This is a genomic window from Arthrobacter sp. E70 (assembly GCF_058266945.1).
The window spans coordinates 1-22,535 of the sequence record NZ_JBYQFR010000012.1; the positions used below are offsets into that span (position 1 = coordinate 1).

General features: G+C 60.3%; 21 protein-coding genes and 1 pseudogene. 10 read left to right on the plus strand and 12 right to left on the minus strand.

The genetic code is table 11. From position 1 onward, the window contains the following. Positions 1-1,265 (plus strand): aspartate aminotransferase family protein (locus tag AC3IMC_RS15380; RefSeq protein WP_490919430.1); only part of this gene is annotated, 1,265 nt, incomplete at its 5' end. A 117-nt stretch (positions 1,266-1,382) separates the two neighbouring features. On the opposite strand, the gene AC3IMC_RS15385 is transcribed toward AC3IMC_RS15380, so the two are convergent. The 4 genes from AC3IMC_RS15385 to AC3IMC_RS15400 form a co-directional block, all read right to left on the minus strand. Further along, positions 1,383-2,471, minus strand: a complete 1,089-nt coding sequence (locus tag AC3IMC_RS15385; RefSeq protein WP_490919431.1) for an alkene reductase — start codon at positions 2,469-2,471, stop codon at positions 1,383-1,385. A 133-nt stretch (positions 2,472-2,604) separates the two neighbouring features. Then, on the minus strand, positions 2,605-2,982 hold the full coding sequence (locus AC3IMC_RS15390; protein ID WP_490919432.1) for a carboxymuconolactone decarboxylase family protein: 378 nt from the start codon (positions 2,980-2,982) through the stop codon (positions 2,605-2,607). An 88-nt stretch (positions 2,983-3,070) separates the two neighbouring features. Next, entirely contained in the window at positions 3,071-3,409 is a 339-nt protein-coding gene (gene trxA / locus AC3IMC_RS15395) for a thioredoxin (protein ID WP_490919433.1), read from the minus strand. 166 nt (positions 3,410-3,575) lie between these two features. Then, on the minus strand, positions 3,576-4,325 hold the full coding sequence (locus tag AC3IMC_RS15400; protein WP_490919434.1) for an SDR family NAD(P)-dependent oxidoreductase: 750 nt from the start codon (positions 4,323-4,325) through the stop codon (positions 3,576-3,578). A 103-nt stretch (positions 4,326-4,428) separates the two neighbouring features. On the opposite strand from AC3IMC_RS15400, the gene AC3IMC_RS15405 reads away from it, so the two are divergent. Together AC3IMC_RS15405 and AC3IMC_RS15410 are read left to right on the plus strand one after the other, a co-directional pair. Beyond that, positions 4,429-5,019, plus strand: a complete 591-nt coding sequence (locus AC3IMC_RS15405) for a TetR/AcrR family transcriptional regulator (RefSeq protein WP_490919435.1) — start codon at positions 4,429-4,431, stop codon at positions 5,017-5,019. 219 nt (positions 5,020-5,238) lie between these two features. Next, positions 5,239-5,994, plus strand: coding sequence for a helix-turn-helix transcriptional regulator (locus AC3IMC_RS15410; RefSeq protein WP_490919436.1), 756 nt, complete (start codon positions 5,239-5,241; stop codon positions 5,992-5,994). 35 nt (positions 5,995-6,029) lie between these two features. Here the strand turns inward: AC3IMC_RS15410 and AC3IMC_RS15415 are convergent, their stop codons facing one another. Further along, a complete protein-coding gene (locus AC3IMC_RS15415) occupies positions 6,030-7,277 on the minus strand; it encodes a MalY/PatB family protein (protein ID WP_490919438.1) in 1,248 nt (415 codons plus the stop codon). Further along, positions 7,271-7,687: a RidA family protein gene (locus tag AC3IMC_RS15420; protein WP_490919439.1), complete on the minus strand. Its 417-nt coding sequence runs from the start codon at positions 7,685-7,687 to the stop codon at positions 7,271-7,273. The genes AC3IMC_RS15415 and AC3IMC_RS15420 overlap by 7 nt, the downstream gene beginning before the upstream one ends. A gap of 419 nt (positions 7,688-8,106) precedes the next feature. Here AC3IMC_RS15420 and AC3IMC_RS15425 point away from each other — a divergent pair. Both AC3IMC_RS15425 and AC3IMC_RS15430 read left to right on the plus strand, forming a co-directional pair. After that, positions 8,107-9,613 (plus strand): annotated as a pseudogene (locus tag AC3IMC_RS15425) (amino acid permease). Between the two features lie 93 nt (positions 9,614-9,706). Further along, positions 9,707-10,267: an OsmC family protein gene (locus AC3IMC_RS15430; protein WP_490919440.1), complete on the plus strand. Its 561-nt coding sequence runs from the start codon at positions 9,707-9,709 to the stop codon at positions 10,265-10,267. Positions 10,268-10,500: 233 nt separating this feature from the next. Here the strand turns inward: AC3IMC_RS15430 and AC3IMC_RS15435 are convergent, their stop codons facing one another. The 4 genes from AC3IMC_RS15435 to AC3IMC_RS15450 form a co-directional block, all read right to left on the minus strand. After that, positions 10,501-11,289, minus strand: a complete 789-nt coding sequence (locus tag AC3IMC_RS15435) for an SDR family NAD(P)-dependent oxidoreductase (RefSeq protein ID WP_490919442.1) — start codon at positions 11,287-11,289, stop codon at positions 10,501-10,503. Positions 11,290-12,012: 723 nt separating this feature from the next. Then, positions 12,013-13,182 (minus strand): acetyl-CoA C-acyltransferase, encoded by a 1,170-nt coding sequence (locus tag AC3IMC_RS15440; protein WP_490919445.1) that lies wholly within the window; start codon positions 13,180-13,182, stop codon positions 12,013-12,015. Then, positions 13,179-13,874 (minus strand): CoA transferase subunit B, encoded by a 696-nt coding sequence (locus tag AC3IMC_RS15445; RefSeq protein ID WP_490919447.1) that lies wholly within the window; start codon positions 13,872-13,874, stop codon positions 13,179-13,181. Before AC3IMC_RS15445 ends, AC3IMC_RS15440 begins: the two co-directional genes overlap by 4 nt. 3 nt (positions 13,875-13,877) lie before the next feature. Beyond that, positions 13,878-14,585 (minus strand): CoA transferase subunit A, encoded by a 708-nt coding sequence (locus AC3IMC_RS15450; RefSeq protein WP_490919448.1) that lies wholly within the window; start codon positions 14,583-14,585, stop codon positions 13,878-13,880. 151 nt (positions 14,586-14,736) lie between these two features. Here AC3IMC_RS15450 and AC3IMC_RS15455 point away from each other — a divergent pair, with 151 nt between their 5' ends. Next, positions 14,737-15,504 (plus strand): IclR family transcriptional regulator, encoded by a 768-nt coding sequence (locus tag AC3IMC_RS15455; RefSeq protein ID WP_490919450.1) that lies wholly within the window; start codon positions 14,737-14,739, stop codon positions 15,502-15,504. Between the two features lie 198 nt (positions 15,505-15,702). On the opposite strand, the gene AC3IMC_RS15460 is transcribed toward AC3IMC_RS15455, so the two are convergent. Further along, on the minus strand, positions 15,703-16,185 hold the full coding sequence (locus tag AC3IMC_RS15460) for an Lrp/AsnC family transcriptional regulator (RefSeq protein WP_490919451.1): 483 nt from the start codon (positions 16,183-16,185) through the stop codon (positions 15,703-15,705). Positions 16,186-16,323: 138 nt separating this feature from the next. Here AC3IMC_RS15460 and ald point away from each other — a divergent pair, with 138 nt between their 5' ends. From ald to AC3IMC_RS15480, 4 genes are all read left to right on the plus strand, one after another. Next, positions 16,324-17,439, plus strand: a complete 1,116-nt coding sequence (ald, locus tag AC3IMC_RS15465; protein ID WP_490919452.1) for an alanine dehydrogenase — start codon at positions 16,324-16,326, stop codon at positions 17,437-17,439. 353 nt (positions 17,440-17,792) lie between these two features. Then, positions 17,793-19,148 (plus strand): type III PLP-dependent enzyme domain-containing protein, encoded by a 1,356-nt coding sequence (locus AC3IMC_RS15470; protein WP_490919454.1) that lies wholly within the window; start codon positions 17,793-17,795, stop codon positions 19,146-19,148. 194 nt (positions 19,149-19,342) lie between these two features. After that, positions 19,343-20,218, plus strand: a complete 876-nt coding sequence (locus tag AC3IMC_RS15475) for an aminotransferase class IV (protein ID WP_490919455.1) — start codon at positions 19,343-19,345, stop codon at positions 20,216-20,218. Positions 20,219-20,617: 399 nt separating this feature from the next. Continuing rightward, entirely contained in the window at positions 20,618-20,950 is a 333-nt protein-coding gene (locus tag AC3IMC_RS15480; RefSeq protein ID WP_490919456.1) for a histone-like nucleoid-structuring protein Lsr2, read from the plus strand. 427 nt (positions 20,951-21,377) lie between these two features. Here the strand turns inward: AC3IMC_RS15480 and AC3IMC_RS15485 are convergent, their stop codons facing one another. Beyond that, positions 21,378-22,451, minus strand: a complete 1,074-nt coding sequence (locus AC3IMC_RS15485) for a PDDEXK nuclease domain-containing protein (RefSeq protein ID WP_490919458.1) — start codon at positions 22,449-22,451, stop codon at positions 21,378-21,380. Positions 22,452-22,535 lie beyond the last annotated feature (84 nt).

Genomic DNA, 22,535 nt, shown 5'->3' on the forward strand with positions numbered 1-22,535 from the left:
CAGAAGGAAGTGAAGTGGTAAGCAGCAAGTGTCTGACAGGCCTCGTTCGGGAGTTTGAAGCGCGTACGCCGCGGTCTAAAGAAGTTGCGGATCGTGCACGGCGCGTACTGCCCGGGGGCGAGACGCGGTCGATCACATTCTACTCACCGTATCCAGCCAGCATCACCAAGGCTGCCGGGGCTGTTATTACCGATGTCGACGGAAACAGTTACATCGACATTCTGAACAACTACACTTCCCTAGTGCACGGGCACGCATACCCTCCTGTTGTGGAGGTAGCCAAGGCTGCCGCAAGTGAAGGTATTGTCTACCCGGCCCCTCATGAGGCGCAGCTGGATCTCGCCGAGCACCTGGTTGCCCGGCACCCTGCAGCGGACCAAATTCGCTTCACGAACTCAGGCACGGAAGCGACCCTGCTTGCGATGCGAACGGCCCAAGCCGTCACAGGCAGGGATCGATTCATACTGTTTGAGGGGGGCTACCATGGGTCGGCCCCAATAATCAGTGGACTCCACCCGCAGGTCACCCGGGTGCCCTTCAACGATTCGGCCGCAGTCGAAGAGGTGCTGGATGACACCATCGCTGCGGTGTTCATCGAGCTGTGTCTGGGCGTGGGCGGCGTGATCCCTGCTGAACGTGAATTCGTCCAGCAGCTCCGGCTCATGACGCAGAAGGTGGGAGCGTTGTTGGTCGTGGATGAAGTACAAACACTGAGGGCTTCATACGGTGGAGCAACCCAGCTGTACGGAGTGGACGCTGACCTCGTTATCATGGCCAAATTGATCGGCGGCGGGTACCCGACTGGAGCCTTGGGTGGACCAGCAAGTGTCCTGCGCGTACTCGATCAGGCCACATCCGGCGCCATCAAACATTCCGGGACCTTCAACGGCCATCTGGTCTCCGCCCGAGCCGGACTTGTCGCCCTGGAACATCTCACACAATCTGCCATTGACCAGATGAACACGTCCGCCGGCAAACTGGCGGATCGGATTGAAGCGGCGGGCCGGGCAAATAAGATTCCTGCAATAGTGACCAGATTCGGATCGATGCTTCATGTGCATCTCCAAGACAAGGAGCCCAAGGACGCGGCCCAGGTCATGCCGGACCCTGCTGACGTAGCAGCGTTGCACCTAGCGCTGTTACTGGAAGGAGTCTTCGCCGCACCACGAGGACTCATCGCCCTCTCAACTGTCCTCAGCGCTGACCAGGTTGATTTAGTGGCTGCTGCTTATGAGCGCGCTTTTGCGCGTATGACAGTGGTTTAACCTTGACCGCGTCCCAGGACGTCCGCCCAGCAACCGGCCCAGTCCCCGATAAGTAGGGGGACCGGGCCTTGGAAGCCACGACCACCGAAGGCGATGAGGCTGGGTTGGATTCGGTTTTTAGGTCAGTGATTCGTGGTAGAAGGGGTAGTCGGTGTAGCCTTTCGAGCCTTTCGCGCCTTCGCCGTAGAACGTGGATGGATCCATTTCGTTTAGCGGAAGACCGTCCTTCCAACGACAGGCAAGATCAGGGTTGGCGATGGCAGGTCGGCCCACAACTACGGCGTCGGCGTGCCCGTTAGAGACAAGGGAAATTGCCTCATCACGGGTGGTGACAACGCCGAAGCCACTGTTGACCAGGAATGGGCCGCCGAAGCGCGCGCGGAGGTCCTGGACTAGATCACCTGATGGGTCGTGGTGGAGCACGCTGAGGTACGCGAGGTTTAGCGGAGCGATCCTATCCACCAACACTTGGTAAGTGGCGCGGGCTGCGGCGTTGTTGGCTTCGTCTATATGGTGCTGTTCGTTCTCAGGGGAAAGGCGGATACCGACGCGATGGGCGCCCACGGCGGCTGTTACTGCCTGGACCGTTTCGATCACGAATCGGGCGTTATTTTCCGATGTACCCCCGTACCCGTCACTGCGCACATTGGTGTTGGGAGAAAGGAACTCGTGCAGGAGGAAGCCATTGCCGGCGTGCAGTTCAACACCGTCGAAACCTGCCGTGATGGCGTTCAGGGAAGCGGTGACAATGTCATCGATAACACCGGGCAGCTCTTCAATAGTCAGGGCATGAGGGACGGGATAGGGCTTTTTGCCTTTCGGAGTCCGCGCTTCGCCCTCCATGGCTACGGCGCTGGGCGCAACCACGCGGTGGCCGCCGTTGATGTCCTCATGCGTGACGCGGCCACCATGCATGATCTGGGCGAAGATCCTGCCGCCCTCGGCATGGACCGCTTCGGTAACCTTCCCCCAGGCCGAGATCTGGTCTTCTGTAACGAGCCCGGGCTGGCCCGAGTAGGAGCGACCTGCGGGTACCGGGTAGATGCCCTCGCTCACGATCAGGCCCAAGGAGGCGCGCTGGCGATAATGTTCGGCCACTAAAGGACCGGGAATACCTTCATCCCCGGAACGCGTTCGCGTCAAGGGGGCCATGACCAGTCGGTTTGGAAGCTGAAGCTCACCGAGCATCAAGGGAGAAAACAGCATGTAGACGCCTTTCTTATGGCGGAAGCAGTGCGTGTGGTCAGGCAGGCCTGGAAAGCAGTAGGGAAGGACTTTGGGAGCAGCGCTCGTGCCCCCGGAGCCCTTCCCCTCTTTCCGGAACCTTGGAGGTCTGGTTTCAGGACAGTTCAGCCGGAGCGTGGGAGTGGCCTGCGGTTACCGCGTCGGGTGCGCCTTCGAAGAACTTCATTGCCATGAAACCGTGGGCAAAACTGCCGCCGGCGCGCAGCGCGGATGCGATCATGACCGTTTCTGCCAGTTCCTCGGCCGTGGCGCCTTCAGCTTTGGCTGCCTTCACATGGGCTTCAATGCAGTAAGCACACTGGGTCGTGAGGGCCACGGCGACTGCCATGAGTTCAGTGTTCTTGCGGGAAATGACCTTGCCGGCTCCGTTCAGCGCTTCCTGATCGAAGGCAAGGAATGACTTCACGGCTTCAGGGGCAGCGTTGCGGAGGTTGCGGAGGTATCGGTGGTCTGTGTGTTCGTGGTAAGCCATGGTAGTAGTTCCTTCGTCTGTGGGATGTATTGCAGGTAGAAGATGCAGACCCGTGATGCCCGGTCCTGTTTCAAGGGCACTAAGGGCGTCAGTTGCGGGCTGCTGCGCCGAGGTAGGGGGCAAGCCGGGCTTTGAAGGCTTCCTTTGGCATGGCGCCAACGAATGACCCGGCGACGTCACCGTTGTTGAACACCCGGAATGCGGGAATTGAGGTGACGCCATACTTCCGTGCCAGCTCGGGGTTCTCGTCGACGTTCACTTTGATGACCTCAACGTTTCCGGCCTGCTCCTGGGCCAGTTCGTCGAGTACGGGGCCAACTGCACGGCAGGGTGGGCACCACGGTGCCCAGAAATCGACCAGAACCGGTAGGTCGTTCTGGAGGACATCGGCTTGAAATGCGTCAGTGGTTGTTGATCGTACAGACACAGGGTCCTCTTTCATCTGTTGGTTATGGCAGGGGTTTGTGGGCCTCAGGGGCGGCATCAGCCACGCTGGGAAATTAGGAATTAGGGGCCGGTGTCGCTGCGTGGAAGCGATCCGGCGTTGGAGCCAGTGCTCTCAGCGGGGAGTCTTGATCACTTGGCGGAAGGGCTTAGAGCTGGGTGGTACCGCCGTCCACGGCCATGTCCGTTCCGGTGATGAAACTGCTGTCATCGGAGGCGAGGAACAGGATCGCGGAGGCGATCTCATCCGTCCCTCCCAGGCGGCCCATGGGGACGGTGCTGACAAGTCCGGCGCGAACGGCATCGGGGTCTGAGCCCCTGGTGTAGAGTCCGTCGAGAATCGGGGTTTCGACCGGGCCCGGGCTTACCGAGTTGACCCGGATGCTGCGGCCCATCAGTCCGGCCGCCCAACTGCGGGCAAAGGACCGTATGACCGCCTTGCTTGCTGAATAGGCTGGGAAATCCGGCCATCCGAGCCTGTGCCCAACTCCGGCGACCAAGACGATGGACCTGCCCTCATTGAGAAGGTGCAGCGCCTTCTGCACTGTGAAGAACGTTCCGCGGGCATTGATGGCGAACGTCCTGTCAAAATGCTCCGGGCTGGCATCCGGTAGCGATGCAGCCTCCGCGATGCCGGCGTTGGTCACGATCACGTCGACAGAACCGCGTTCATGCTGCACCTGAGCCCATAGGCGTTCGAGGTCTTCCAGACTTGCGATGTCTCCCTGCACGGCCACGACGTCCCCGCCAATTTCGGTCCGCGCCTTAGCGAGTTCCTCTTCGCGGCGGCCCGTGATGTACACGGTGGCACCCTCAGCGACGAACCTTTTGGCAGTCGCGAGACCGATCCCGCTGCTGCCCCCCGTGATCACTGCCGTCTTGCCGCTTAACTTGCTCATGTCTCCCTTCCAGTTCTGTAGTGGTCACTAAAGAACTCATGGGATATACTGTAGCGAACACTACAGAAAGTGCAAAACCAGCAACGTTCCGGGAGGTCAGTACATGCCAGGAGGCCGAAAGCGTGCATTCGATGACCAGGCGGCCCTGCAAACGGCCATGGAGCTGTTTTGGCGCCAGGGGTACGAAGGCACGTCCATTGCCGACCTGACGCGGGCGCTCGGAATAAATCCGCCGAGCCTGTACGCCGCTTTCGGAAGTAAACGGGACCTGTTCGAAAAGACGCTGGACCGGTATATGTGCGAGCGGACCCTCCAACTGGAAGAGGCCATGGCGCAGCCGAGTGCTCACCAGGCAGTGTTGGAGCTCCTCATGGGGCGGGTTGAGGTGTTCACTGCCCCTGGTCAGCCGGCCGGCTGCATGACTGTTCAGGCGGGACTGGCATCGGGCGAGCCGCACCACGAGATAGTCGATCTCCTCGCGGCAGCGCGCGAGGACATGAGACGGACCGTGCTGGATCGATTCGGCAAGGCTGTCACAGACGGCGATCTTCCCGCCGGCACCGACTGCGAAGTCCTGGCGCGCTACGTCATGGCCGCCATTTACGGCCTGAGTGTTGAAGCGGCCTCCGGGGCTCCGAAGGAGGAACTCCTCGCCACCGCGGTCCTCGCCGCCCAAGTGGTACCAAAGCACTGAGCCGCTACGAGCCGGAGGCTCATTTCCCGCTGTCGAGGGACTACCCCGGAGCAACCAGGGCCATGGGGCGCCGGTGCCCCCATGGTTAATGGCGGCTGATTCCAGCCTTTTCGGGGCATCATTCTGGCCAGCTTTACTCTTCCCATTGCACAAAGTGTTAAAGTCATTTCAACAGCAGTTCGTACAGATTCGATAGTCAATTGCGATGGAGGGATGATCATGGGCGATGAACCGAGAGCCTCGTTGGCCCCATCGCCGGAGGGACTTCAGGGCTTGGATGCGGAGTCAATCAACTGCGTCCTTGAGCTTCTGGTGGAGCCGCTCCAGGCCGCTGTTCCCCAGCCGACGGAGGTCGTGCTGCATGATCTGCAGCGTATCCCGGACACGGTGCGGGCCATCGCCGGCGTGGTGACCGGCCGACGGATCGGTGATCCCCCTACAGACAAACTTCTGGAACGGGTTGCTGCCGGAGATTTGAGCAACGAAATCGGCTACCGTTCACAATTGCCTGACGGTCGTATCCTTCAAAGCACCACGATTATCTACACGGACAAGAACGGTCGCGCCGCGGCGGCTCTGTGCCTGAACACAGACGTTTCGGCCTGGGTCACACTGCGTGCAGCGATGGACCGCTTCGTCCTGGGCCACGAAGCCGCGCCGGCACAGACGCAGGCATCACTGGCAGCGCATCGTTCGCAGACTACCTCGTCGCCGGCGAACGGAAGTGAGTACTTTCCACACAGCGTGGAAGATCTGAGCGGGCGCCTTATTGAGGCAGCCATTGCAGCGGTCGGGGTGCCACTCGACAAGATGCGCAAGGAACATAAGGTTGAGGTGGTGGCCGAGCTGGACCGGCGCGGGTTCTTCCTGATCAAGCAGGCCGCGGAGACCGCTGCCGCTGCCCTGGGCGTAACGAGGTTTACGATCTACAACTACATCAATGAAGTGAACGGAACTTCAGAGGTGAGCGCCTAGGCAGGCCCTGTCCCCATGCGGGCCTGCCCGGCGGATCAGGGTGCCGGATGGACGCGTCCCATGCGCTCTATTGCTTCGGTGAGAATTCCTTGGGAGGTTGCGAAGTTCAGCCGGACGTGCCCGGCTCCGCCACTGCCAAACACATGGCCCGAGCTCAACGCCACCCTTGCCTCGTCAAGGAACAGCTTGGCCGGGCCTGCAACATCGGTGACAACGGCGAGCCCTGCAGGGCTGTCCTGCGGTTCACTTTCAAGGTGCCGGCAGTCAAGCCATGCAAGGTAGGTACCCTCTGGTTCCCTGTAGCCCACTTCCGGCAGATGCTCGGGAATCAGGCGCCGCAGCAGTGCCCTATTTGAATCCAGCCCCTGAATCAGCGCTTTAAGCCACTCCTGCCCATCCCGAAGGGCTGCCGTGTGGGCGATGAGCCCGAGGTGGCTCGGCCCGTGACTAACTTCTTCCGGCATGCGGGCCAGGTCCGTGGCGGAGTGGGTCCCAGCAACGGCTAACGCTGCCTTGAGCCCGGCAAGGTTCCAACCTTTGGAAGCCGACATCACTGCGAATGCGTTCTCAGACCCGGGAACGCTCAGATAGGGAACGAACTGGGCACCGGGCAGGACAAGCGGGCCGTGTATCTCATCCGAAACCACACGCACTCCGTACTCGTTCGCGAGCTCAGCAACCGCTGTCAGCTCCGCCATCGTGTGAACGGTCCCGGTTGGGTTGTGAGGGTTGCTCAACAGGTACGCAGCGTTGCGTCCCTCCTGCCTGATGCGGCTGAAGGTTTCCTCGAGGACATCAAGACTGATCCGCAGGTCCTGCCCCAACGGTGCTTCGATGATCTGCCGGCCATCGTGGGTCACGAAAGCATAGAAGGGTGCGTAGACCGGGGAGTTGACCACGACAGCGTCCCCTGGGCTCGTGACGAGACGCAGGACTTCGACGACACCCATCATGACGTCAGGGACAATTGCTGTCCTGCTAACTTCCAGGCCGCTCCAGGACCAATTACTGGCGGCGAAGGCAGAGAAGGCCTCTGCATAGGCGGTCCCTACCGGGTAGCCGGTATCACCTGCGTCGATGGCGCGATGGAGGGCCTCTGCCACTGGTGGTGCCAACCGGACGTCCATTTCGGCCACCCATAACGGCAGCACGTCATCAGGGTGGACCCGCCATTTCATGCTGGTGCGCTGACGAAGTTCGTGCAGGCTGAGCTCTTCCAAGGGGTTGGGAATCTGGCCGCATGCCTGGGTGCCGGAGGGCTTAAACGCTGGTGATGTCAGCATTGGACAGCCAGTTCGATTTCGACACAGGCCCCCAAGGGAAGGGAGGCAACTCCCAGAGCTAGGCGTGCGTGCTGTCCCCGGTCCCCCAGAACATCAAGGATCTGTTGCGAGGCCGCGTCCACAACAGCTGGTGCGCTGCTGAAGCCCTCTCCGGCAGCGACGTAGCCGCCCAGCCGCGCAACACCTTTCACCGCGTCCAAGGACCCCAGTGAGTCACTGACGATATCAAGGCAGTTACGGGCTGCCAGGGCAGCCGCTTCCCTGGCCTGCTCCACAGTAACTTCCGTCCCCACATGGCCCGGATGCAGGAGCCCAGCGTCGTTTATAGGAAGCTGACCGGAAACGAACAGCAGATCCCCGACACGCATCGCTCGGGCGTACAGGGGGGGAGTAGTAACTGGACTTGTCATGTTTGGCCTTCCAAAAAGGCGAGCCCGGGCAACCGGGTCGCACGCTATCTACTGCATCACGCCGAGTGCGGGTAGGAAACTTCAGGGATGCGAACGTTCTCCATGGTTACACAAAAAGTTTAGATGCGGAAGTGGAAAACAGAGGATTGGCGCGCCTAAACCTGTTGTCTTGTCGAAATAGTTCAAATTTCTACAACTTCATGTTGATTTCTTTGTGACTTGGCACATATCCTCAACTCAGGATTAAAAACACCACCGTTGCTGGCGCAACGGCTATCGGGTCCCGCTTTTACGTTCTCTCCCCACACTCAAAACACGTGCCCTGGGAACGTAGGACCACATCCTCCGGGCCAACGCCCTTACTGATCCTTCGACTTTGCACCCCGTCGCACCAGACGGGCTGCCCCAAGAAAGGTCCCATGTCCATTCCACAGTCAGATCTCGACCTGCCCGCCGAGCGGGCAAACCGCGGTCATTCCTCCTCCGTTCACGCCGAAGACGAGGGCTATCACAAGAGCCTTAAGCCGCGGCAGATCCAGATGATTGCCCTCGGCGGCGCCATCGGCACCGGCCTGTTTCTGGGCGTCGGAGGCCGCTTGGCGGCCGCAGGACCCTCGCTGATCCTTTCGTACGCGTTGTGCGGGTTCTTCGCCTTCCTCATCCTTCGCGCCCTTGGCGAGCTGGTGCTCCACCGGCCCACATCAGGGTCGTTCGTTTCCTACGCCCGTGAATTTTTTGGTGAGAAGGCTGCCTTCGTGTCGGGCTGGTTCTACTGGATAGCGTGGGCCACCACGACCGTGGCGGACATTACGGCTGCTGCGCTCTACATGAACTTTTTCGGAAACTACATCCCCTCGATCGGAGCAGTTCCACAGTGGGCATGGGCCCTGATAGCGCTGGTGGCGGTGCTCGGCCTGAACCTCATCTCAGTCAAGGTGTTCGGCGAGCTGGAGTTCTGGTTCGCGTTTGTTAAGGTCGCAGCACTGGTGGCTTTCCTCCTGATCGGAACGTACTTCGTCATCTTCGGAACCCCAACAGGATCACCCGCAGGACTGCAACTCATTCAGGATAACGGCGGGTTCTTTCCCACCGGACTGCTGCCCATGATCGTCCTGATGCAGGGTGTCATCTTCGCCTATGCCTCCATCGAGCTGGTGGGCACTGCGGCGGGTGAAACGAAGAATCCGGAGAAGACCATGCCCAAGGCCATCAACTCCGTAGTCATGCGCATCGCCGTGTTCTACGTCGGCTCAGTGATCCTCCTGTCCCTTCTGCTTCCGTACACGTCATACGAAAAGGGCGTCAGCCCCTTCGTAACGTTCTTCGGATCCATCGGCATCCAAGGCATGGACGTCATCATGAACCTGGTAGTCCTGACCGCGGCGCTGTCTTCGCTCAACGCCGGTCTTCACTCCACCGGCCGCATCTTGCGCTCCATGTCCGTCAACGGATCTGCCCCGAAGTTCGCTTCCCGCATGAACAAGGCGGGTGTCCCTTACGGCGGTATCGCCCTCACCGCCGGTGTTTCCCTCCTCGGTGTCCCGCTCAACTACGTTGTCCCCGGTGAGGCGTTCGAAATCGTCCTCAGCGTCGCAGCAGTCGGCATCATCGTCGCGTGGGCCACCATCCTCCTATGCCAGATCCAGCTCAAGCGGTGGACCGATAAAGGCCGGCTTGCCCGCCCCTCCTTCAGAAATGTTCGGCGCGCCCTACACCGGACACATCTCCCTCATCTTCCTGGCCGCTGTGCTCATCATGACCTTCATCGACTCACCCCGCACACTCCTCGTCACCATCGTGGCCATAGCCCTCATGACTGGGGGATGGTTCGCATGCCGCGACCGCATCAAAGACATCGCCGCTACGCGTGACGCGTTCACAGGAGCCGTTCCCATCCTGCCCAACCCGAGCAATCAAAATCCATAATCCATCTCCACTTTCAGATAAGCCTGCCGCTTACTTCCGGGATCACCTCGGCCGGCCGTTACCGCATGCCCAACAACCAACCAAAGGAATAAAATGAACACCGCAACCGCACAGCCCAGTGTCGACCAGACCGCAGTAGACGCCACCGTCGCAGCCGTGACCGCGCAACGTGAACTGGGCCTGATCACGTTTACCATGCGCAGCCAGTCCACCGGCGGTTTGACTGCAAAGACCCAGACCGGCCCGATGGTCCAGGCCGGCGTTCCGGACGAATCCCGGCTCGGAAAGTTCGTCCTGCAAAGCGACGAACCCCTTGGCCTGCTCGGTGCCGACACCGCAGTCAGCCCCGCCGAATACCTGCTCAAGAGCCTGGCCGGCTGCTACACGGCCACCCTTGCGTTCCTCGCCGCAGCACGAAACATCACCCTGGATGAAGTCCGCTTGACGCTGGGCTTCGAGACCGACCTCAGTGGCTTCCTGGGTATCGACAAAACCGTCCGCAATGGAGCCAAACAGGTCACTATCGACGTCGAGATCGACAGCGCGGGAACACCCCGGGGACACATCGAGGAACTCGTGGAAGCACTCGAAGAGACCTCCCCCATCCGGGACACCATCGCCAACCCGGTAACAGTCACCACCCGTCTCATCTAATCCAGCTATTGGTCCTGGCCCATACCAACGTGGGGCCAGGACCAACTGGACTTGTGGCTGGCGCCGGGTACATGATCAACTCCACCGTTGAATGCGAGGCATCATCAGGCAGGGCGCCAAGGACCGGCTCCCCGCTGAATCCGGACGAAGTGAACGTTTTAAGGAATTTGACTGGCGGAATGACCGTGTTCGACCATGCCTGGCGCTGGCCTGTGCCTGTGACTTCCACGGGATCAACTCTGGGCTTGGTCAAACCACTGGAAGACCTGGGTGGCGCCGCCGTCGATGACCAGTTCCGCACCGTTGATGCTCCGTGCGTCATTAGTCAGAAGGAAGCTGATCAAGGCGCCGATCTCGTCAGGATCAGTTATTTTGCCGGTGGGAACTTTGTGTGGGACTTGGTCGCGGACCGGCTGGATGATCATGGGAGTGTCCACGGCCCCGGGGGATACAGAGTTGACCGTTATGCCGGTCCCCCAGAAGTCGATGAGCAACGACCGTGTGAGGTTTGACAGTCCCGCCTTGGACGCGGCATAGCTGGGATACGGGTAGCCGGTGGTCCCCGCGATGGAGGATACGTTGACGATGCGTCCCCAGTTTGCGGCCAACAGGTCTTCCGCAAAGGCTCTGATCAGCGCAAAGGGTCCTACCAGGTTGATGTTGATGGCCCGGGAGAAGGAATCCACGTCGTGGTCCAGCAGCATCTTCCGATCCAGGACCCCTGCTGCGTTGATCAGGGCATGGACCTCGCCCACGGCTGCTTTGACGTCGGTCCTAAGGCGTTCGACGTCGTCCTGCTGCGTGACGTCCGCAGCGAACGCATGCGCGGTAAATCCTTCGGCGCGAAGCTCGTCGACTGCTGCCTGGCAGCGCTCCAGATCAAGGTCGACACATAACAGCGTGTGCCCGGCCCTTCCCAAGCGCTTGTTGATTCCCCGGCACATTCCACCCGCTGCTCCGGTTACCAGGACGTTGAGTCCACGTTGGGAGTTTCCAGTTTCGCTTGGGTGTTGTTCGGCCACTGTTTCTGGGCCCCCTCTCTGGTCAGGCTTTAATGGACAAATTGGGGTTTGGGATGATCAGTGTGTGCCCTGCAGGCCTGCTGCCGTACGGGCCTTCGGGACAGTCCACGAGCGCCGCACCCGATTGAAGCGGGTATGGGAGGTGAGGGCGGCAATAATCAGGCGGGCTAAAACCGACGAGGTCGGCAACTCCTGCACCGATTCGCAGCCCCCGTTCCGGGAGTGTGGCCACCTGTCACGATGACAGGGTCATCGGTTTGTGCGTCGGGAGAGACTAAAATCCCTGGTTCAATCAGATGAAGGAATGCGAGGCCGCGCCCGTTGAGGCTGTGCACCGGGGCGGAGTAGAGGCTCCGCTTGTCCGGATCAAAGACGTCCATCCAGCTGGGTGACGGAGAAATACGTGCAACGATGCGGTTGGCGGGATCTCAACCCTGACCGTCAGGTTGTACCGGTGATTGCGCCTGACGGCTGACATGCCACAACTGGCCATGGACCGCGGTCCCCTGGGACAGCGCCGCTGCGACCACACAGCGCCACCCGGTCACCTGCTCTTTGAAGACTGCTAGGGTCTCGTGCTTGGGCAGCGCCGTCCGGGAATACCAACAGGCTCTTAGCATTGGCCATCAGTAGACCCGGTGCTGGCCCCGACTTTCGGGTGCGTGTTGCGGTTCCGCTGCCAGCACCGGGAAACCAGAAAGCAGGCCTCATTGGTGGACGGTTCTAAAGGGACCTGAGAATGATTGCGGATCCTTGGCCGCCGCCGCCGCAAATTCCTGCAGCGCCCAGCAATCCCGGTCCCAGCTCAGCGAGTTGCCGTGCCAGCGTTCCAACAATGCGGGCGCCTGAGGCGCCGATAGGATGTCCAAGTGCGATGGCACCGCCGCGGGTATTGACGATGTCCGGACTGACCCCAAGTCTCTGGACCGAGCGAACGGAAACGGCAGCGAATGCCTCATTAATCTCTACCGCCGCCAGCTCCTCTACCCCCCTGTTCAGGTTCTTGAGTGCGGCCAAAATCGCATTTGCCGGCTGGTCGTGCAGTCGGACATCCGGCCCGGCCACCAGCGCATGCGCTTCCACAATGGCGACGGGTGACAGGCCCAGACGCTCGGCAGCTGCTTGGCTCACCAGAACCAACGCAGCCGCCCCGTCCGTGATCTGCGAGGAATTGCCGGCAGTTATTGTCCCTTCCTTACTGAAGGCCGGGCGCAGCCTGCCCAATGCTTCTGCCGTCGTCCCAGTTCTCACACCGTCATCCTCAGAAACCACGATATCTCCGGTACGTAACGCCAAGGTATACGGGGCGATTTCTCCGGCGTGGAATGCCGCATGTGTTTCGGCGCGCTGGTGTGAGGAGGCAGCCCACTCATCCTGACTGGCCCGGTCCAGATCATAGGCAGTGTTTCCATCTTCCGTGGAAATGCCCATGGAGCGCCCTTCGAAGGCGTCAGTCAGCCCGTCAAGCTCCAGTGTGTCCACGACCTCCAGTGCCCCGTACTTGTGCCCTACCCGGGCGTTGAACACGTGGGGCGCCAACGACATGGATTCCTGGCCCAGGGCTACGACGACGTCCGCCTCACCGCGGTCGATCAGCCGTGCAGCAGCAACTACAGCTTCCATCCCCGAAAGACACACGGCGTTCAGAGTAAGTGCCGGAACGCTGAAGGGGATGCCTGCCGCCACGGCAGACTGCCGGGCGGGATTCTGCCCAGCGCCGCCCTGCAAAACGTGCCCGGCAATCACCCTCTGGACCTCCCCCGGATCCACGCCCGCGCGGTTCAGTGCGGCGCTAATGGCGTGGGCACCAAGGGCCGTGGCAGGTACGGAGGCAAAGCGGCCGTTGAACCGCGAGAACGGGGTCCGGGCATATCCGACGACGTACGCGCTCATGCGTCGGCCCCAATGGGCTGTGACGGGGTCAACGTCTCTGTGCCTCCCGCGCCTTGCAGATCGGGCTCCACGCTAAAAGGGGCGCCCGTCAGTTCCATGATCTCCTCGACAGTGTGACCTGGCGCGATCTGGCGCAGGACCAAGCCCCCGTCCACGACGTCAAAGACGGCCCGGTCGCTGATGATGCGATCGACGACGCCCACACCGGTCAAGGGAAGGTTGCATTCCTTAACGATTTTCGGGCTGCCATCCTTGGAAACATGGTCAGTAATTACGATTACCCGCGGTGTCCCTGCTACCAGGTCCATCGCACCTCCCATGCCCTTGACCAGCCTGCCGGGTATGGTCCAGTTGGCCAGGTCGCCTGACCCCGAGACTTGCAGGGCGCCGAGGATAGCCGTCTGTACATGGCCGCCGCGAATCATGCCGAAGGAAACGGCAGAGTCGAAGAAGCTGCCACCGGGAAGTACCGTGACTGTCTGCTTGCCGGCATTGATGAGGTCCGGGTCCTCCTCCCCTTCGTAAGGGAAGGGGCCCATGCCGAGCAGGCCGTTCTCGCTTTGCAGGGTCACCCGGACGCCGTCGGGCAGATGGTTGGCGACCAGGGTCGGGATACCAATGCCCAGATTTACGTACTGGCCATCTTCGAGCTCTGCTGCTGCGATGGCGGCCATTTCGTCACGAGTCCACATGCTTCATACCTCCGCGCGGACGCGTACTGTCCGCTGTTCGATGTCTTTGATCGGATTGGCGACACGCACGACCCGGTGGACGAAGACCCCCGGGGTTAAGACCTCGTCAGGATCCAGGTAGCCGTCGACTATCTCCTCTGCTTCGGCAATGGTGAGCCGTCCGGCTGCGGCAACCAAGGGGTTGAAGTTGCGGGCAGTCATGCGGTACCGAAGGTTGCCTTCGCTGTCAGCCTGCTGTGCACGCACCAAGGAGATGTCGGCAACGATGCCGCGCTCCAGGATGCAGCGCCGCCCGTCGAACTCTGCCTCGGGCTTACCCTCCGCTATGGGCGTGCCGACACCGGTTGGGGTGTAGAAGGCCGGGATTCCGGCGCCACCGGCGCGGAGACGCTCCGCCAGGGTGCCTTGCGGGACGAACTCCACGTCGAGCGTCCCGGCCAGGTACTGCTCGGCAAAAAGCTTGTTCTCCCCCACGTAGGATGCGAGAACCTTGCTGACCTGTTGGTTCTCCAGCAGCAGGCCAAGGCCCTTGCCGTCCACACCCATATTGTTTGAAACCACGGTTAGATTACGAGCGCCACTGTCGCGGACCGCTTCGATGAGGTCCCGCGGAATGCCGCTGAGCCCGAAGCCGCCAACGGCGAGGATCATCCCATCCTGGATGGTGCCAGCCAAGGCCTCCGAAGCGCTATCCCAAATTTTCGATGCCATGAGTATGTTGTTCCTATCCGTCCACAATGTGGTGCCCTTACGGCTGCCACAAAGCTATGCGGCGTTAGCAACGCCGTCAACGACAACTACCTCTTAGCCGTGTATTGCTCGCTGGGTGGTCATCTGCACAGAAAGTGTCCATAATGTAGACATGTCAGATACGTTTCCCGGCGCGCAGGTCGTCGGTCGGATTGGACAAGTTCTCAGGGCAGTTAGTGGAGCCATGCCGCGAGGCATCGGGACTTCAGAGGTAGCCCGGGCCACCGGGCTGGCTCGCCCTACAGCACACCGGCTCCTTTCATCACTTGCGGCCGAGGGTTTCCTGGATCACGACCCCAAAGCCGGCCGCTGGCACCTTGGGCCCGAGCTTTACCTCATGGGGTCCGTCGCCGCTGAACGGTACGACATCACCGAACTAGCTCGCGAACATGTTCGCGCCCTTGCTGAAGAAACGGGTGAAAGCGCGTTCCTATCCGCGCGCCGTGGCGATGAGACGGTATGTGTCCTGCGCCAGGAAGGCAGCTTCCCGATACGGTCATTTGTGCTGTACGAAGGCAAACGGTTCCCCCTAGGCGTGGCCTCTGCTGGTCTTGCGGTTCTCTCTTTCCTGCCGCCAGCAGTCAGCGCACGCTACCTTGATCGCGCCCACCTTGAGGATCAGTTCGGGCCAGAGCACTCCAAGGACCGCATCATGCAGCGGATCGAAGTAACACGCGACGAAGGGTATGCCACCAACCCCGGGCTAATTGTCCAGGGCAGCTGGGGTATGGGGGCTGCAGTGTTCGATGGCGCAGGACAGCCAGCGTGGGCACTGAGCATTACGGGTATTGAATCTCGGTTCTCCCCTGAACGACGCCCTGCGCTTGGGCGTCTCCTGCTGCGCCACGCCCACGCTATCTCCGAAAAAATCAATCGTTGATCGCCCGGCATCACCTGTCGGAGGATTCGCTCCGAGCAGACTTGCATATAACTCTGGCAGCTACAGTGGGCATCACGTTGCATTGCCAGTAGCGCGGTGGCCTTGACGGAGGCAGAAGTGAGTCTTCCGAGGTATCCAGCACCTGATCCTGCACCCCGGATATGGCGGTCGGCGACCCTGCAATCGGACCTTTCTTCACTACAGTCCAGAGGCCGTGCCCCAATCGTGCTCAAACACGAGGTTGGTCTGCGTCCCGGCCACCGCTGGGTTCGCCGACAGATGATCCAACACAAACTGCCGAATGTGCTCAGTGCTTCTGGCCGTGATGTGGATTAGGAAGTCATCGGCGCCACCCAGAACGAAAAACTGTTTAATTTCGGGCAGCTCTCGCAGGTCCTTCCCGAAAGCATTCATCAGATGCCGGGCGCCTGGCCGTAAACGGACGCTGACTAAAGCTTGGAGGGGCATGCCCATGGCCTCGGGATCAACTTCAATCGTGAACCGCTTTATCACCCCAGCTTCCTTGAGAGCTTTTAGCCGGGCCAGGCACGTGGATGGAGCAAGGCCAAGGGCCTCCGACAACGATTGATTGGTTTGTCGGGCATTACTCGACAGTAGGCTCAGAAGCCTTTGGTCCAGTTCGTCCAGAGGCAGGTGGTGCAGTTTCTGCGGCTGAGTCACCCTAAATCCGCCCCTTCTTTGCAGTTATCTTCCAATACACCATTAATCATTGCATTGCCTGCGGTCTAACCGCTATTCACCGCAGGTTCTGCCAATATTTTCACTGTAGGAGCAAGTCCCCTTCAGAAAGAGTCCGACATGATCATCTCCGTTCCCAAAGAAGTTAAGAACAATGAATTCCGGGTGGCTATCACGGCCGCAGGGGTGCACGAGCTGAAGGAAAACGGCCACGAAGTGCTCGTGGAGACAGGTGCTGGTACCGGCTCTGGCATTAGCGATCAGGAGTACACGCTTTCAGGCGCTGAGATCGTGAAAACCGCTGACGAAGCTTGGGCCCGAGCAGACATGGTCATGAAGGTCAAGGAGCCTGTCGCCTCCGAATATCGCCACTTCCGTGAGGGGCTACTCCTTTTCACGTACTTGCACCTTGCCGCCGAACCTGACTTGACGCGGGCTCTCATTGACTCTGGCGTCACTGCTATTGCCTACGAAACGGTGCAGGAAGGGCGGTCCCTGCCGCTGCTGGCCCCGATGTCAGAGGTAGCGGGCCGGCTCTCCGTACAGGTCGGGGCGGCATCCCTGATGGCACCCGCCGGCGGCAAGGGCGTGCTGCTGGGTGGCGTCCCGGGCGTCCGTCCCGCCAAGGTCGTCGTCCTCGGCGCAGGAGTCGCCGGCACGAACGCCGCGGCCATGGCACGGGGCCTAGGGGCAGACGTCACCATCCTTGACATCAACATCAACCGGCTGCGCGAGCTCGACGCTCAGTACCAAGGGTGCATTAAGACCATCGCCTCGAATTCCTACGAGATCGAAAAGGCAGTCATTGATGCAGATCTCGTCATCGGCTCCGTTCTGATCCCAGGTGCGAAGGCCCCTAAGCTGGTCACCAACGAACTCGTGGCCCGAATGAAGCCCGGCTCAGTTCTGGTAGATATCGCCGTGGACCAGGGCGGCTGCTTCGAGGACACCCGCCCTACAACTCACCAGGAACCCACATACCGGGTCCACGATACGATTTTCTACTGCGTGGCTAACATGCCCGGTGCAGTTCCGAACACGTCCACTTATGCCTTGACCAATGTCACCTTGCGCTATGCCGTGGCCCTGGCAAATCTAGGAGCGAAGGCCGCCTTCGACCGATATCCTGCCCTGGCTGCGGGCCTTAACGTGGCGGCAGGAAAGGTGACTAACAAGTCCGTCAGCGATGCACACGGCCATGTCCTCGCTGATTGGCAGGAGCTCGTCACAGTCTAAAGCTGCATTTACCGGCCACCCCCACGCTTACAAGCAGCCAACGCCAAGTCGCTAAGGAGCAGCGGCACCGACATGGCTTTCGCCTAAAACCTAAGTAGAAGCCCTTGATCGGTCAGCGAGTAATCGCCAAGCGACCAGCTCCGTAATGAGGATGTCGCCGCGGGATCGTTGGCCCCGTCACTCTGGACGACCGAATCTTGCTGCTTGATGGAGGCGATGCAGAGCCTCGCCGTCTCCTCGATCGAAGGGACAGGCCCCATGAATGGATCTACTATCAGCGGCAACCGGGGCGTCACCGGCACAGGGGCGGTCCCTGCCATGTTTAGCAATACCATTAGGAACGGACAGACTTCATGACTCACTTTTCCCCCGTTGACAGCGTCCTCCTCCCTGACGCCGAGACGCTGCGCCGTCGGCGGAGGGAGATCGTAGGTGAGCTCGCACTTCGGGGTTTGGTCACGGACGAAGCACCGCTCTGCGGTGTAATTGATCTCGATACTGTTGATGAACTCATCGGCGCGCTCAAGGCTGCTTATCCTGAATCTCTCCCGGCCTTGCACACGGTCGCGGCTAAGGCCATAGCCCTGAGGCCCGTCCTGGCACACTATGCACAAGCTGGCATGGGATGTGAAGTGGCCAGTCCCGGCGAGCTCGAACTTGCCCTTGCCGCAGGCTTCGCTCCCGATCGAATCATCTTCGATTCGCCCGCCAAGACCCGCCGAGAGATCGAATTGGCACTTCGCCTCGGTGTGTCATTCAATGTCGACAACTTCGAGGAGCTTGCACGCGTTGACGAACTCATCGCCGACATTGAAGGTCCAATGCCGCACATCGGCGTTCGGATCAACCCGCAGACAGGAGCGGGAACGATAGACGCTATGAGTACAGCTACCGACACTTCAAAGTTCGGGGTTGGACTCACGGATCACCGCGAGGACCTGATCGAGGCGTTCGCGGCCCGACCCTGGCTTGACCAACTGCACGTCCACAGCGGATCACAAGGTGTTGAACTTGGGCATACCGCTCGGGGCGTCCGCCTAATCCTTGATCTGGCAGAGGCCATCGCCCAGCGGGTCGGTAACGACCAGGTCAGACGCATCGACGTGGGAGGCGGCCTATCGGTGAACTTCGAATCGGACGAAATCACTCCTACGTTCCAAGACCACCGCTCTGCCCTCGAGAGCGTCATTCCGGAACTCTTCAGCGGACGCTTCACCCTTGTCACGGAGTTTGGGCGGGCCTTAACCGCCAAAGCCGGCACACTGGTTACAAGGGTCGAGTATGCGAAGTCAACGGGAGGACGGCCCATCGCGATCACCCATGCAGGGGTCCAAGTAGCAACGCGCACAATATTCATGCCGGAATACTGGCCCCTGCGGATCGAAGTCTTCGATGCCGCCGGGGTTCCGCGCAGCGGGAAGGCAATTGTGCAGGATATCGCCGGGCCGGCCTGCTTCTCCGGCGACATGCTCGCCGTAGGACGGTCACTGCCAACGATCACATCCTCCGATCTGATCGCCCTGCCCGAAACGGGTGGCTACTACTTCTCCAGCCACTTCTCCTACAACGCCTTAGCGCGTCCGGTCGTCTACGCAGTATCCACGGACGAGGCAGGACAACGCCGCTGGAGCATCGCCCGCCGAGCGCAGACGATGGAGCAAGTCGTCGCCGAGGCCGGGGAGCCTGACTTCGCACCTCTTCCCACCTAACCCGGAGCGCGCCCGGCGCGACCTATCGGGCCGTGACCCCGGCATATTCAAACTGAAGTCGGCAAAAAGCAACGCGTTGAACCCGCAGGGCTTCCTGCATTCGGAAAGCGCCGATCGTGCTCCCGTAGTTCAGTGCCGGGGGCAGCAAATCAGTACCTGCCATACAAACCAACCACCAACCACAGGAGTTGCCGGTGGAAGCCACCACTCTCTTCTTCGAGTGCCCCTTGAGCGGAAGATCCCCCACCACGACGATCGATCGGCGGCCAGCCTCCGATCCGACCATTTCAGTACTGGACTCTGGAGCTGAACGGGGGGACGGCGTGTTCGAGACGTTCGGTGTAATCAAACGACGTGCCCAGGCACTTGATCCTCACCTGGAGCGGCTCAAGATCAGCGCGCGCCTGCTCGACCTGCCCGAACCCGACATCGACGAACTCCGGCGAATTGTCAGGACGACCGCCGCCATGACCGGTCCCACCGGGGAGTACTCGCTCAGGCTGGTGCTGACGCGCGGGGGCCCAGGAACTAACGGGCGCCCTGCAGCCTGGATCGTCCTCTCAGACATGCCCGACTACCATACAGTTCGAACAGAGGGGCTGCGTGTGATCCTTTTGAACAAGGGCTACCACAGTTCACTCGTGACAGAAGAACCCTGGCTGCTCTTCGGGGCCAAGCACTTGTCTTACGCGCAACATATGGCGGCGCTCCGGGAAGCACGCCGCCAGGACTCGCAAGAAGTTGTTTTTACAACAGCGGACGGACTTCTGCTGGAGGGCCCCACCTCAACCCTAATCGTCCGGCACGGCGACCGGCTGCTGACCCCAGACCCCGGGTTGGGTATCCTTCACGGGACTACCCAACGGGACATTTTCGCCAACTGCGAAAACCTCGGGCTGCGAGGTTCCTATGAACGGATCGGTCAAGATGCGTTGCTGGGCGCCGACGCCGCATGGCTTGTCTCAAGCGTACGGATGAGCGTTCCCCTCACCCATGTTGACGGAGTAGAGATCAAGCGCGACCCCGACCTGACGGACCAGTTCAACGCCTTCCTGCTAAATAGAGGCTAGGTGGGAAGTTCCCATCATCTTCAGGTGTCACCGCCCCTGCTTCAGTGCGACACTTTGGTGTACAGATAGGGAACACCCCAACCTGACGTCAGGCGGCAGCGGCTAGGGCGTCAGGATAGGGTCCCGATAGGGTTATTCAACGTCCTCGTAGACCAGGCCATAGATTCCAATCTGACAGTCGCCGCTCATAGCGTCAGCCCATACCGTGCATCAACTGACGCCAGCTCCTTGCTGCCCTCAGCTTATTGCTGGTGATCTTCCCACCCGCGGTTAGGTAGAGGACCCAAGAACCTTCAGCGCCTCGGGAAATTGCTATCGCTAGTGGCTTCCTATTCCAGGGCGGGCAACTACTTGTTTAGGCGACGCTCTGAATAGTCAGCACGCTGATAGTCTTGTTTCATGGCAAAAAAGACAGTCGTGCTGCTGGAAGATGATATTGACGGTTCGGAAGCTACGGAAACGATATCTTTCGCTCTGGATGGCAGTGAATATGAAATTGATCTCAATGAGGGACACGCAAATGAGTTGCGCGAGGCCCTGATGCGTTTTACCGACGCCGGTCGCAAGGTAGCCGGGGCGCGTAGCCGTTCCGTGGCGGCTCGTACGAAGTCCGCACAGGGTGGTCCTGACGCCAAGGCGGTACGGATGTGGGCGGCCGAGAATGGCATCCAGGTGAACACGCGCGGTCGTATTCAAGCGGATATCGTAGAGAAGTACGAAGCCGCTCATTAAAAGCATAAAAAAATTAGGACCGGGATCCATTCGTGATTCCGGTCCTATTTTTTGTGCCACAAGTACCGCAACGGCTCTATGGCCGATGGAATTGTTCGGACGACGAGGACCCGCCCCCGGGAGAATACGCCTGAAGCCAATCAGCGATGCCCCTCTATTTGCGAGAGCTACTCGACTTGTCAGCTCTTGGGGAGCCGTGGGTATTGTCGTTGACGACCGAGGCAAAAAAGTTCCGGCTGAGCCGAGCGCTCTGGTTTGAATGTGGCCGACTTTTAGTTCGACCACCATATAGCCCCCTTAACCGCACTAAGGCGTCCGGAACGCTCATGCAGGCTGATTTGTCCAAAGTTCTCTGGACAAATCAGGTGGCAACTTCTCCGGATGGAGTGATGCTGACCAAGCTTGAGGGGTTAACGTTGGCCGTGCATCATTTAGCCTGGCTGGAGCCATAGTCACTTACATCGGAGTCTGGTTCGGCCCATTCCAGGGCGGCGACAAGATGTCCCTCGTTGGGGAGTGCTTGCTGTTCCGCAAGGGGCAGTTTGTCGTAGGTGTAGGCTGCGACGGCCATGGGCGATGTGGAGCGGCCCAGGCTGTAGCGGACGCTGCGGTCGTTCTTCGTACCGCAGATGAGGATGCCAATGGTCTCTTTGTGATGGCCGCGCCGGAGTGTGTCGTCGACGAGGGCCACGTAAAAGTTCAGCTTGCCAGCGTATTCAGGCTGGAACTTGCCGGTTTTCAGTTCAATAACTACATACCGGGACTGTTCTATGTGGAAAAACAGCAGGTCGATGTAGAAGTCGTCGCCGTCCACATCGAAGTGGACTTGACGGCCGACGAAGGCGAATCCTGGGCCGAGTTCGCGGAGGGTTTCGGTGATTCTGCTGGTTAGGGCGTTCTCCAGGTCGCGTTCGGCTACTTCGCCGGAGAGGCCGAGGAATTCGAAGTTGTAAGGGTCCTTGGCGACCTGTTGGGCCAGTTCGGAGTCCGGGGCAGCGAGGTGCTCGACGAAATTGGAGGGGGCAGCACCTGTGCGTTCTACGGTCTTGTTCATGATCATGTTCATGAGCACGTTGCGTGACCAGCCATGTTTAACCGCAGCGGCGGCGTACTGGTCCCGTGTCTGGGGGTCGAGGCGTTTGTCCAGGATGGTGCGGATGTGGCCCCAGGGCAAATGTCCCACAGCCTGTGGGACATTTGGGTCGAAGGCTGGCCATGCCTCAGCGAAGCTGCGCATGTACTGCAGGTTTGACCGGGACAGGCCCTTCATATCGGGGAACTCAGCACCAAGGTCCTCGGCCAATCGTCCGATTACTCCGCTCCCCCACCCCTCGCTTGCCTGACGTTCAAGGATGGTCTTACCGATGGACCAGTTCAGGGCAATGAGCTGTGCGTTGACGGTCCGGACTGCCTGGAGTCGGGCTGCCCTGACCCGGTCTTTGAGCTCGCCGAGGAGTTCGGCGTAGCCGGAGGGCAGGGCTAGGTCACGAGGGTCAGTCATGGTTTCGATCCTATCGATGGGGCGAGAACAAGCCTCCCCCTAGCCGACCACTTTGAGCGGCTAAGGCTGCAACGAGGCACCCAT